Genomic DNA, 11,569 nt, shown 5'->3' with positions numbered 1-11,569 from the left:
AGGCGCGCTTCGCGGGGGGCAGCGGGGCTTCCACGGGCGGGACCGACCTCGTCGCGACGCCCCGGCCACCTACGACGGCATGATCCCGTCCGAGGGAGCCGGGACGAGGGCGGTCCACTCGCGGATGGCCCCGGCGACCTCGTCCGGGTGGGTCAGCTGGAGGTGGTGGCCCGCGCCGGCGACGACCGTCACCGTGGCCCGTGGCAGCGCGTCCAGCAGCCTGCGCCCCTCCTCCGTGAGCGGGTCGTCGGCTCCCACGACGACGTGCACGCTCCCCTCGTACCGCCGCAGCCTGGCCCGCAGGTCCTCGCGCCACCTCTCCCGCCCGGCCTCGGCCAGCAGCCGGGCGACGTTGGCGGCGACGGGGCCGCGGCGCAGGTCCGCGACGCTGGACCCGAGCGCCTTCGCGTACGTCACGTCCCCGGTGAGCCGCTCCGCCAGGGCCTCGGGGCCGACCCTGCGCAGATACCACCGGCTGAGCGCGGCCCACCGCGCGGCGGCACCGGCGGGCGGCTGGAGGAAGAACGGCGACACCAGCGTGAGCCGGTCCACCAGGCCGGGGTGGGCGAGCGCGGCCTCCAGGGCGGCCGCCGCGCCCACGGAGTGGCCCACCAGGTGGCGGGCGCCGGTCTCGGCCACGAGCGCGGCCGGCCAGCGGGACCAGTCGCCGCGCCGTCCGGCGCTCATCCCCAGTCCGGGCAGGTCCACGGCGCGGGCCTGGCCCAGCGCCGCGGCGACCGGCGCCCAGGTGTCGGCGTTCACCGGCAGGCCGGGCAGCACCACGGTGGGCGCGTCCGGGTCGCCGAGTTCGAAGGTGCGGACGCCGCCGGGCGCGGTGAACCGCCGCCGGCCGGCGGGAGCGTCCCCGAACCGGTGGGCCGCCAGGTGGTCGGCCCAGCGGAGGATGGACGCGGTGACGTCCGGCATGGCGAGGCCGTGCCGGGCGGCGAAGGCGTCCGCCGGGCCCGTGGGGTAGCGGTCGGCCGACAGGAACGTCAGGGTCTCCGGATCGGCCTTGGTGAGCCATCGGGGCAGGACCCTCAGGACGGGCACGGGGATCCGCGCGCCCGGCGCCCTGACCCGATAGTGCTCCGCGACGCGGGCGAGCAGGTCGGGCAGCGCGGGCGTGGCGTCGTCGAGCACCCAGTACGCGGCCCGTTCGGCGGCCTCGTCCAGCGGGAGCAGGGTCATGAACCGGGCGAGGTGGTCGACCGTGACCACGGGGACGAAGGTCGCGGCGTTCCCCGGCAGCGCCGGCATGGTGCCCTGCCAGATCTCCTTCACGTTCGCCGCGAGGCCCAGTTGCTGGTCCGACTCGCCGGTGACGCTGTCACCGATCACGCTGGACGGGTTGACCACGGACCAGGGGACGCCCAACTGGTCCGCGGTGGCCTGGAGCACCGCGTCCGCCTCGACCTTGGACGCCTCGTACGCGCCCAGAGCCTCGTACGTCTCCCGCCGCCGCGCCTCGCTCCAGGGCTCCGGGTCCTGCCCGCCCACCCGGTACCCGGAGACGTGCACGAGGCGGCTCAGGTTCGGCAGGCGCGCCGCGAAGGCGACGATCGCGCGCACGCTGTCGACGTTGGCGTGGCGGGCCTCGTCCGCCGGCATCCCGAACCGGTAGGCGCCGGCGCAGTTGTAGATCTCGGTGACGTCCGTGGCGTCGCCGTGGATCAGCGACGGCGTCTCGAAGTCGGCGCGGAGGTCGGCCGGAGCCTGGCCGTGCCCGTGCCGCTCCAGCCACAGGACGAGCCGCCGGTACGACTCGGGGCTCCGGTTGGCCGTGCTCACCCGTACGCCGGCCTGGCCGAGCGCAAGGATCAGGTGCCGGCCGATGAGCCCCGTCGCCCCGAACACCAGGGCGTGCCGGCTCATCACAGCGCCTCCCCGGCCAGGAGCACGGCGATGACGTCGGCGGCGCAGCGCAGCGGCTCCACCGACCGCTGGGCACGTGACATGATCATCGCCCCCTCGACCGTGCTGACCACGGCCGTCGCCAGCGTGCGCGCGGCGGCGGCCGGACGGCCCTGGGCGACGAGGTACTCGGCCATGGGGTCGATCCAGGAGCCGAACGCGTCCGCGCACGCCTCCCGCAGCCGCTCGCTCTGCGCGCCCATCTCCAGCGTGACCACCGAGACCGGGCAGCCGAGCTGGAAGTCGCTGTCGGTGAGCAGGCCGCCCAGCACGTCGATCACGCGGCGGACCACGTCGCCCGGGCTCCCCGGCTCCCTCGCCGAGTCGGCCACGAGGGCGCGGAAGCGCTCGGCCGCGAGCGCGACGGCCTTCTCGCCGAGCGCCTCCTTCCCCTCGGGGAAATGGAAGTACAACGATCCCTTGGGGGCGCGGGCGTGCTCCACCACGGTGTTGAGACCCGTGCCGCTGTAACCGCGGGCCTGGATCAGTTCGAGCATCGATTCCACCAGCCGTGCACTGGTTTGCGCGCCTTTGGTTCCTGCCATGCGGAAAATATAGACCGGTCTACCTATTTTTCCAACTATATGGTGATGACGACCTTCCCCCGGGCGTGGCCCTTCTCTAGGTAGCGGACGGCTTCGGGCAGTTCCTTGAGCGGATACGTCCGGTCGATGACCGGCGTGATCTTCCCGGCTTCGGCGAAGTCCCGCAGGACTTCGAGATCCTCGCTGCTCGTCCGCGACAGGATGGGCGCCAGCCGCTGGCTCACGACCATGGAGAGCGCCATCAGCTTGAGCGGACCGGTGAAGGGCCCCAGCCACAGCCCCTTGACCGGCCCCCCGACGGCCACCAGCACCCCCTTCGGGGCCAGCACGCGCCTGATCGCGGACAGCGGGTGGTTTCCGACCATGTCGATCATCGCGTCGTAGCGCCGCCCGGCCCGGGTGACGTCGTCCCGGGTGTAGTCCACGACGTGGTCGGCGCCGATCGAGCGGACCATCTCCACGTTCCCGGTGCTGCACACGCCGGTGACCTCGGCCCCGTACGCCTTGGCGAGCTGGACCGCGAACGTGCCCACGCCGCCCCCGGCGCCGTTGACGAGGACCCGCTGCCCGGCCCGCACGCGCGCCTTGTCCCGCAGCGCCTGCAGGGCGCTGAGCCCGGCCACCGGAATGGCGGCGGCCTCCTCGAAGGTCAGGTTGACCGGCTTCTTCAGGAGCATCGCGTCCTGGTGGAAGCAGGCGTACTCGGCGAACGCCGCGCTGCGCGCCTCCGTCATCGCCCGGCCGCCGAACACCTCGTCCCCCGGCCGGAGCCTGGTGACGTTCCTGCCCACCGCTTCGACGCACCCCGCCAGGTCGGCGCCCATGCCGATGGGCTTGGGCCGTGACAGGCCGCTCATCGAGCGGACCACGTACGGCGTGCCCCTCATGAAGTGGAAGTCGAGCGGGTTGACGGCGGCCGCCTTCACACAGACGAGGACGTCGTCGTCGCCGACGGCGGGCGGGTCGACGTCGTGGAGTTCGAGGACGTCGGGCGAGCCGTACCGGTCATAGCGGATTGCCTTCATGGTGCCCCCTTGGACGAGTTGCCGGCCGGACGCGCCGCGCGGCCGCGTCGCTGGTCAGCGTAGGCAGCCGCCACCGAGCGCCGATATCACGGAAATTCGTGATTTGGGGGGCCAATCGATCCGCCGCCGGGAGTAGTGTCCAGATCAACGATGGCCAGACCGCCGCGCCGCTCGGGCAACCTGCCGGCCGAAGCGACCAGCTTCATCGGCCGCCGCCACGAGCTGGCAGAAGTCAGGAAGAAGCTCACCGGGGCCCGGCTGGTCAGCCTCGTCGGGCCGGGCGGCGTGGGCAAGACGCGCCTCGCGGTGCGGATGGCGTCCGACCTCGGGCGCGGGTTCCCCGGCGGCGCGTGGCTGGTCGAGCTGGCCGAGGTCCGGGATCCGGCGCGGGTCGGCGACACCGTGCTGGCGACCCTGGACCTGCGCGACCAGGCGGCGGCCGATCCCCTGGCCCGGCTGCTGGCCCACCTGCGCGACAAGCGGCTGCTGATCGTGCTGGACAACTGCGAGCACCTGCTCGAAGCGGCCTCCCGGCTCGTGACCGAGATCATGAAAGCCGCGCCGGGCGTGAGCGTGCTGGCCACCAGCCGGGAGCCGCTGTCGGCGCCGGGCGAGCACGTGGTGCCCGTGCCGCCGCTCCGGTTGCCCGTGGCCGGGCCCCTCGCGCAGGTCCGGCAGAACGAGGCGGTCACGCTCTTCGTGGAACGGGCCGCGGCCGGATCGGGCGCCTTCGAGCTGACGGCCGCGAACCAGGCGGCCGTGGCCGATCTGTGCCACCGGCTCGACGGCCTGCCGCTGGCGATCGAGCTGGCCGCCGTCAGGACGCGGGTCCTCACCGCCGAGCAGATCCTCGACCGGCTGTCCGACCGGTTCGGCCTGCTCACCGGCGGGGTACGGGCCGCGCTGCCGCGCCATCGGACGCTGCGCACCACCATCGACTGGAGCCACGACCTGCTGACGGCGGGCGAGCAGGCGCTGCTGAGGCGGCTGTCCGTGTTCGCCGGCAGGTTCACCGTCGAGGACGTCGAGTCGGTCTGCGCGTGGGACGACGTGCCGGCCGGGCTGGCGCTGGACCTGATGTCGTCGCTCGTCGAGAAGTCCCTGGTGACGAAGGAGGACGCCGGCGCCCTGGCCTGCTACCGGCTGCACGAGACGATGCGCGAGTACGCCTGGCTCAAGCTGCGCGCGGCCGGCGAGGAGGAGGCCGTCGAGCGGCGCTGCTCCGGCTACTTCCGGTCGCGGTGCCGGCGGTCCGCGGCCGAGTCCCGGTTCCGGCTCGTCGAGTGGCTGGCGTGGATGGACCTGGAGATCGACAACATCCGGTCGGTCCTCAGGCGCTGCCTGGCCCAGGGGGACCGGTCCGGCGGGCTCGCCCTCGCCTGCTCCCTCGGCTGGTACTGGATGACGCGGGCCACGAGCGAGGGCGTCCGATGGCTCGACGAGCTGCTCGCGCCCGGCGTCGGCGACCCCAGGACCGGGGCGTGGGCGTACTACCTGCGCGGGTTCCTGGCCGTGCTGCAGTCAGATCCGGCCGCCGCCCGCCCCGCGCTCGAACGGGCGGTGACGGCCGCCCGGGAGGCGGACCTGCGCAGCCTGCTGTCGCAGTCGCTCTCCCTCGCCGCGATCGCCGCGAACATGGCCGGCGATCACCCCTCCACCAGGCGCCTGTCCGAGGAGGCCCACGCCGTCGCGGCGGACCTCGACGACCTGCCTGCCACGCTCATGGCGCTGCAGTCGCGAGCGCTGAACGGCCTGGCCGACGGCGATCTCGACGACGTCAGGGCCGCGGCTTCGCAGGGCGTGCGGATCAGCCGGGAGCTCGGCGACCTCTACAGCCTCGGCATGATGCTGCTGAACCTCGGCTCGGCCCTGCTGATGGCCGGCGCGCTCGACGAGTCGAAGCCGCTGCTCGCGGAGGCGCTGCCGATCGCCCACCGGATCGACGACCGGGTGGCGCAGTACTGCCTGCTCGACGCCCTGGGCTGCCACGCGGCGGCCTCCGGACAGGCGCAGGTCGCGGCGCGGCTGCTCGGAGCGGCGGAGACGGTGCGCGCGGGCGCCGGCGCGAGCCTCCAGCCGTACCTGACCCGGATGGTCGGCCGGGCCGAGGAGTCGGTGACGGCGGCGCTCGGCGCGACCGGGTTCGCGGCCGGGTACGAGGCCGGCCGGCTCCTGAGCCGGGACGCCGCGATCAGGCTGGCGCTCGGCGAGCCGGCTCCCCCCGCCCGCTCCGCCCCCGCCCCCGCCGACGCGGGGCCGCTCGGGAAGCGGGAGGCGGAGGTCGCCAGGCTGGTCGCCGACGGGCTGAGCAACAAGCGGATCGCGGCCCGGCTGTTCATCTCCGAGCACACCGTCGACAGCCACGTCCGCAACATCCTGAACAAGCTCGGCTTCAACTCGCGGACGCAGATCGCGGCCTGGATGGCGTCGTCCGGTCAGGCGGACCCACGCAGCAGCGCGGCCAGCGGGTCCGCCGTCTTCGACTCCGGGTCGTCGGACACCGTGTAGACCCGTCCGGGACCGTCGCCGACGGTGATCCGGTAGATCATCAGGTCGGCGCCGATCTCCCCGGACCCGCCCTCAGCCGTGGCGGCGTCGATCGCCGACAGCGCCTCGTACACCTTGGCGGCCTCCTGCTCGGGGAGGTCGTCGGTGTCGTACTCGGTGACGGTCTCCTCGATGCCGGCGAAGCCGCCGGTTCTCTCGATCTTCACACGCATGTCTGACTCGCCGGGCTCGTAGTTACTTGAACGCCTTCTTGAGGACGCTCAGTTGCGAGGCGAGGATGTCGTCGTCCGTCAGCTCGCCCTTGGTCGTCAGCTTGTCATGGGCGATCACCTGGAACTCCGGCATCTGCATCGTGCCGCAGCAGGTCGAGCGGTCCTGCACGGCGCGCAGGCTGGCCGACGAGGTGTCGGCGGGCTTGACGTTGGTGATGTCCTTCGCGGTCTTGCCGTCGCCGGTGTAGTCGGCGTTCATCAGGTCCATCTCGCCGGAGAGCATCTCGGAGAACGGCGTCGGCGACGTCACCACCTCGCGGAAGGCGAAGCGGTTGCGGATGAAGGTGCGGTAGATGTTGGGGTCGCCCTGGGCGGCCGAGACCTGCAGCATCTGGTTGACGACGTCGGTGTAGGTGGCCTTGGTCGCGGGCGCCTTCACGATCGCCTGGAACAGCAGGTGGCACAGGTTGTTCGCGACCTCCATGAGGATCACGGTGGGGCTCTTGGTCGCGCCCTGCCTGGTGCGCTCGAACGCGTAGATGTCGGCGAGCACGTCGTAGACGCCGCCGGTGAACACCTGCGAGATCGCGTGCACCTCGTTGCTGACCTCGCTCAGCTTGAGGTCGTTGTCGGCGTTGCGCAGGCCGAACGGGCGGCCGAGCGCCTGCCCGAACTGCTCGGCCAGGGCCGACAGGAACGACTTGGCGTGCAGGTTGGCCTTGGTGAGCGCGACGAGCGCCTCGGCCTGGTCCGGCTGCGCCAGCGTCAGGAAGACGGCGGTCAGGTCGCCGAACGACTCGTGCAGGCCGCCCGTCTGCGGCGGGTTGTCCGCGGCGAGCCAGCCGGGCTTGAGCCCGTCGAGGATCGCGTGACCGGCCTCGTGCGCGACGATGTCCAGCGAGCGGCAGGTGAAGACCTGCTGCGTGGTGCCGGTCGGGGTGAAGAAGAGGAACTTCAGCGCCTTGGCCGCCCTGCTGTAGAAGGCGTTGGCCCCGACGGCGGCGCGCGGGAAGACGGTGAGCCGGTCGAGGTTGCCGCCGGTGTTCCACGCGAACGGGATGGGCGTGCCGCCGTTGTGGCGCTCGTACATCGTCAGCGTCTCCCGGACGACCGCGTACGCGTGCGCGCAGTCGAACTCCGGCGAGTTGGGGACGAAGATGAAGTCGCCGTTGACGCTCCGCGCCACCGGCGTGGTGCCCGACAGCTCGGTGGTGAGCCGGGCGTCGGTGGGCCCGTTGAGCACCGGGCTGGGGATGAAGATCGGCCGGACGCCCAGCTCGGCGACGGTAGGGTCCTGCTTGTAGATGAGGATCCGGGGCCCGACGATCGGCGGGATCGGAACGGGGACCGGCGCCGGGGCCGTGCGCTGCGTGGGTGCAGGTTCCACCGTGAACGGCGGCTGGAGCAGCTGCTTCGTCGTGTCCGTTACGGCCGTTCCCGCGACCTCGCGGTACCCGGGGACGCTCTTCTCCCTGATTTCCTGAATGATCATCTGACTGTTCACTCCCCCGTGCTCTCGGGCGCGGCGACAATTTTGACGCGCCTTTCGAGTCCTGCCCGGAGTCGGATAATCACGTGCACATGGGACATAAAAGGTTCGATCGGACATTTCACAGCCGCTCCCGCCGCCGCCCGGCTATGGTGTCCGCAGCGTGGGCGGCACGATCTTCTCGTACGCGGGAAGGTGCTTGACCAGCCCGGTCGCGCGGTGGAAGGCGATGGCCGTGTCGAAGGAGGCCCGCGTGAAGCCGATGCTCTCCGGGATCTCGGCACGCATGAGACCCGGCAGCTCGGTCAGCGCCTTCGGGTCGATGCCCTTGAGGTAGACGGTCAGCAGCCGGGTGATCTCGGCGGGATCGGCCTCGTGGATGAAGCGCTGGGCGCGTTCGAGCGCGCTCTGGAAGGCGGCGACCTCCTTGGGCTTCTTGTCGATGATCCGCTGGGTGGTGAAGACGACGCCGTGCGCGGTCCGTTCGAGTCCGGGCACGTCACCGGCGGCGGGCGAGATGTAACGGGTGCCGATGCCGGCGGCGGCCGCCTGCTGGGCGATCGGCTGGAAGAAGGCGAGGGCGTCCACCCGCCCCGCCTTGAGCGCGCCCAGCGCCGAGGCCGCGGTGCTGCCGAGGTTGACCAGCTCGCAGTCGGTGGCGGAGCTCATGCCGACCTTGGCGAACAGGTAGGTGACCAGCGCCTCGGTCCCGCTGCCCGGCCCGGTGATGCCGATCTTCTTGCCGCGCAGGGCGTGGATGCGCCGGTCGAGCGGGTCGGTGGCGGCGGCGCCGGCGAAGGACGAGCCGACCACCACGTCGACGTAGTAGCGGTCCACCAGGTTGGCCACCAGCCGGCCCTTGTCGTCGATCCGGGCGAGGTTGAGCGCGTCGGTCAGCACGCCCGCTCCCAGGTCGATGCTGCCCGACTTGAGGGCCGCCGCGACCTTGGCGCCGGTGCCGAGCCTGGGCCGCTCGCCGAGCTTGACCCCGGCCTGGGCGAAGTATCCCTTCTGCTCGGCCACGAAGAGCGGGAAGAACGCGATCGAGTTGCTGATCTGGCCGACGTTCAGCACGCCGGGCGGCGTCGTCGAGCTGCGTTGCGCGCAGCCGGTCACGGCCAGGACGAGGGCGGCCAGGATCGGCAGGACGGCGCGCCTCACCGGTCGGCCCCCATCGGCTTCCAGCGCCCGGCCCGGCGGTCGAGCAGCCCGACGACGAGGTTGAGCAGGGCCGCGATCACGCTCAGGACCGCCAGCGTGGCGAACACCCCCGCGGTGTCGAACTGCGCGGCGGCGTCGTTGATCAGGTAGCCGAGCCCGCGGTTGGAGGCCACCAGCTCACCGATCACCGCTCCGATGAGCGCGTACGGGATGGCCACCTTGAGCCCGGTGAGCAGCCCGGTCATGGACGACGGCACGACCACCTTGATCATGATGTCTCTCCGTCCGCCGCCCATCAGGCGTACGGCGTCGATCAGGCCGCGGTCGACCTCGCGCACGCCCGCGGCCGTGTTGAGGAAGACGAGGAAGAACACCGTCGCGGCGGCCAGCAGCACCTTCATGTGCATGCCGATGCCGAACCAGACGATGAACAGCGGGGCCAGGGCCACCTTGGGGATCGCGTACAGGGCCATGACGAACGGGTCGAGCACCCGGTAGAGGGCGGGCGCCGAGGCGAGCAGGAAGCCGGTCACCGCGCCGGCCACGGCGCCGACCACGAAGCCGTAGACGATCTCCTGGACGGTGATCCAGGTGTTGGACCACAGTGTCCCGTCCTGCTGCCACTGCACGAGGCGGGTCCAGATGTCGCTCGGCCGGCTGGTGAAGGTGATGTCGAACCACCGGTCCGCGGCCAGCTCCCACCCGACCAGCAGCGCCGCCACCAACAGCGCCCGCAGCGACCACACGGTCACGGCGCCGCCGTGCCTGCTCCACCAGCTCCGGTCGAGGTTCACGGTGTGGATGGCGGTCATCGCGCTCCCTCCCGCAGGGCCCCGGTCAGCTCGCGGTGCAGGGCGACGAAGTCGGGGTCCACGCGTAGCTCGTCGGCGTCTCTGGGTCTGGGCAGGTCGATCGGCCGGTCGAGCACGATGCGGCCGATCCGGCCGAGCACGACGACCCTGTCGCCGAGCAACAGCGCCTCCTCGATGTCGTGGGTCACGAACACCACCGTCTGCCCGCTCTCCCCCCACAGCCGCAGCAGCTCCGCCTGCAGGTCGCCGCGCAGCTGGGCGTCGAGCGCGCCGAACGGCTCGTCCATGAGCAGCGTCTCCGGGTCGCCGGCGAGCATCCTGGCCAGGCTGACCCGGCGGCGCATCCCGCCGGACAACTCGCGCGGGTAGTGCCGTTCGAACCCGTCGAGGCCGACCCTCTTGATCAGCTCCGCCGCGCGTTCCCTGCGGAGCCGGGCGGGCACGCCGCCGATCTCCAGGGGGAGCTCGACGTTGCGGTGCACGTCCCGCCACGGCATCAGCGTGTCGGACTGGGTGAGGTAGCCCAGCTCCGTACGCGGGCCGGAGATCGGCTCGCCCCGGTACGCGACCGAGCCCGCGGTCGGCGCGGTGAGCCCGGCGAGCAGGTTGAGCATCGTCGATTTGCCGCAGCCGCTGCGGCCGAGCACGGTGACGAAGCTGCCCTCCGCGATCTCCAGGTCGAAGTCGCGCAGGGCCACGATGCCGACGTCACCCTTGGCGAACTGCTTGCCGAGCCCGCTCGCCTTGATCACCGGGGCGCTCATTCGGCACCCGCCAGCCGCCGGGGGTTGCCGACCGCCATGGTCCGGACGTCCTCCTCGGTGAAGCCCTCGGCGAGCAGCCGGTCGGCCAGCAGGGCCAGGCCGTCCTCCACGGGCGGGTTGAACGGCTGGCCGAGGTCGCTGGAGAGCACCGAGTGCGCGGGGCCCACGGCGTCGATGTGCTCGAACCAGGTCTCCCAGGAGACCTTGCCGGAGTGGGGCGTGGTGAAGCAGCGTTCGAGCAGGGCGCCCTTGGCCGCGAGCGCCCGCTGCCGGTCGATCGCGACCCGCTGCGAGGTGAACTCCGGGTGCGTGATCACGATGCGGCGGACGCCCTCCTCCGCGGCCGCGTCCACCACGGCGTCGATCTCGTCCGCGCTCAGGTGGCCGGTGGCGAGCGTCATGTCGTGTCCGGCGACGACCCGCAGCACCTGCCGGGTCCGCTCCAGCACGCCGCCGGGCCCCACGACGTCCACCGGCTCGGCCGCCATCCCCGCCGCCCGCAGCTCGTCCTGCAGCCGGGCCCACATGGGCGGCGTGGCCCCCTCGGGGTCGGTGGCGGCGCAGGCCCGCTGGTTGGCGCTGTCCACCGTGGGCAGCCACACCACCTGCGCGCCCCCGCGGGCGGCGATCTCGACGGCGACGGGGTTCAGGCCGCCCACGGACGCGTTCAGGGTGATCGCCCCGACCGCGCCGAACCCGGGCACCGCCGCCCGCACCACCGCGGCCCGCTCCGCCGTGGGGACGTAGTGCGACTTGAGCACGAACCCGGCCAGCCCCACCTCCGCGAAGCGCCCCGCCAGGGTGAGGTCGTCTATCCGCCTGCGCATCACATCGGGTGCCACGTGGATGTGGATGTCGTAGGCGCCCGCGACGAGCCCACGGGCTCGGGCGGAAGGCTTGGGATGGTCCGCCATACGTGGTCCCCCAACGTCGTTCGTCATCTTGGGAAACAGATTGTTTACAATATCGACGACAACCGTCAAGAGTCTGCCCAGACGTGCTTCCTTGCTGTCGGCGATCACGCGATTGTCAACGATTTTGTGCACTTGATTTGCGCCACCTGCGAATCGACACCCCGGACCGACCGTCTCGCTATGACATGACCGCCACACCTTGCCGACCACGGGTCCAGATCTTGT

At 72.0% G+C, this 11,569-nt stretch carries 10 protein-coding genes; 1 reads left to right on the top strand and 9 read right to left on the bottom strand.

All coding sequences use genetic code 11. From position 1 onward, the window contains the following. Positions 1–69 precede the first annotated feature (69 nt). The 3 genes from ABZS69_RS28065 to ABZS69_RS28055 all read right to left on the bottom strand — a co-directional run bounded on the left by ABZS69_RS28065 (position 70) and on the right by ABZS69_RS28055 (position 3,484). Positions 70–1,875 (bottom strand): alpha/beta fold hydrolase, encoded by a 1,806-nt coding sequence (locus tag ABZS69_RS28065; protein WP_355377754.1) that lies wholly within the window; start codon positions 1,873–1,875, stop codon positions 70–72. Continuing rightward, a complete protein-coding gene (locus ABZS69_RS28060; RefSeq protein WP_355377752.1) occupies positions 1,875–2,411 on the bottom strand; it encodes a TetR/AcrR family transcriptional regulator in 537 nt (178 codons plus the stop codon). The genes ABZS69_RS28065 and ABZS69_RS28060 overlap by 1 nt, the downstream gene beginning before the upstream one ends. A gap of 83 nt (positions 2,412–2,494) precedes the next feature. Beyond that, positions 2,495–3,484 (bottom strand): NAD(P)-dependent alcohol dehydrogenase, encoded by a 990-nt coding sequence (locus ABZS69_RS28055; protein ID WP_355377751.1) that lies wholly within the window; start codon positions 3,482–3,484, stop codon positions 2,495–2,497. Between the two features lie 135 nt (positions 3,485–3,619). Here ABZS69_RS28055 and ABZS69_RS28050 point away from each other — a divergent pair, with 135 nt between their 5' ends. Next, the gene (locus ABZS69_RS28050; RefSeq protein ID WP_355377750.1) at positions 3,620–5,992 is read left to right on the top strand and encodes a LuxR C-terminal-related transcriptional regulator; all 2,373 of its coding nucleotides are present in this window, start codon (positions 3,620–3,622) and stop codon (positions 5,990–5,992) included. On the opposite strand, the gene ABZS69_RS28045 is transcribed toward ABZS69_RS28050, so the two are convergent. The 6 genes from ABZS69_RS28045 to ABZS69_RS28020 all read right to left on the bottom strand — a co-directional run bounded on the left by ABZS69_RS28045 (position 5,920) and on the right by ABZS69_RS28020 (position 11,344). Next, entirely contained in the window at positions 5,920–6,204 is a 285-nt protein-coding gene (locus ABZS69_RS28045) for a protealysin inhibitor emfourin (protein WP_355377749.1), read from the bottom strand. The two genes, ABZS69_RS28050 and ABZS69_RS28045, sit on opposite strands and share 73 nt — an antisense overlap. Before the next feature lie 22 nt (positions 6,205–6,226). Beyond that, positions 6,227–7,696 carry a hypothetical protein gene (locus tag ABZS69_RS28040; RefSeq protein ID WP_355377748.1) on the bottom strand — a complete coding sequence of 490 codons (1,470 nt, stop codon included), beginning with the start codon at positions 7,694–7,696 and terminating at the stop codon, positions 6,227–6,229. A gap of 144 nt (positions 7,697–7,840) precedes the next feature. Next, a complete protein-coding gene (locus ABZS69_RS28035; protein ID WP_355377746.1) occupies positions 7,841–8,854 on the bottom strand; it encodes an ABC transporter substrate-binding protein in 1,014 nt (337 codons plus the stop codon). Further along, entirely contained in the window at positions 8,851–9,666 is an 816-nt protein-coding gene (locus ABZS69_RS28030) for an ABC transporter permease (protein ID WP_355377744.1), read from the bottom strand. Before ABZS69_RS28030 ends, ABZS69_RS28035 begins: the two co-directional genes overlap by 4 nt. Next, on the bottom strand, positions 9,663–10,430 hold the full coding sequence (locus tag ABZS69_RS28025; RefSeq protein ID WP_355377742.1) for an ABC transporter ATP-binding protein: 768 nt from the start codon (positions 10,428–10,430) through the stop codon (positions 9,663–9,665). The genes ABZS69_RS28030 and ABZS69_RS28025 overlap by 4 nt, the downstream gene beginning before the upstream one ends. Continuing rightward, entirely contained in the window at positions 10,427–11,344 is a 918-nt protein-coding gene (locus ABZS69_RS28020) for a DUF6282 family protein (RefSeq protein WP_355377740.1), read from the bottom strand. The genes ABZS69_RS28025 and ABZS69_RS28020 overlap by 4 nt, the downstream gene beginning before the upstream one ends. Positions 11,345–11,569: the final 225 nt, after the last annotated feature.

The sequence above is a fragment of the Nonomuraea sp. NPDC005650 genome, from assembly GCF_040605375.1.
In the GTDB taxonomy this organism is placed as follows: Bacteria; Actinomycetota; Actinomycetes; order Streptosporangiales; family Streptosporangiaceae; genus Nonomuraea.
The sequence above is the reverse complement of the archived record's forward strand: the minus strand, read 5'-3'. Positions and strand labels throughout refer to the sequence as shown.

Coding starts and splice junctions, on each gene's coding strand:
- ABZS69_RS28025 (WP_355377742.1), bottom strand. CDS start 10,430: ATGAGCGCCCCGGTGATCAAGGCGAGCGGGCTCGGCAAGCAGTTCGCC.
- ABZS69_RS28065 (WP_355377754.1), bottom strand. CDS start 1,875: ATGAGCCGGCACGCCCTGGTGTTCGGGGCGACGGGGCTCATCGGCCGG.
- ABZS69_RS28030 (WP_355377744.1), bottom strand. CDS start 9,666: ATGACCGCCATCCACACCGTGAACCTCGACCGGAGCTGGTGGAGCAGG.
- ABZS69_RS28040 (WP_355377748.1), bottom strand. CDS start 7,696: ATGATCATTCAGGAAATCAGGGAGAAGAGCGTCCCCGGGTACCGCGAG.
- ABZS69_RS28020 (WP_355377740.1), bottom strand. CDS start 11,344: ATGGCGGACCATCCCAAGCCTTCCGCCCGAGCCCGTGGGCTCGTCGCG.
- ABZS69_RS28055 (WP_355377751.1), bottom strand. CDS start 3,484: ATGAAGGCAATCCGCTATGACCGGTACGGCTCGCCCGACGTCCTCGAA.
- ABZS69_RS28060 (WP_355377752.1), bottom strand. CDS start 2,411: ATGCTCGAACTGATCCAGGCCCGCGGTTACAGCGGCACGGGTCTCAAC.
- ABZS69_RS28045 (WP_355377749.1), bottom strand. CDS start 6,204: ATGCGTGTGAAGATCGAGAGAACCGGCGGCTTCGCCGGCATCGAGGAG.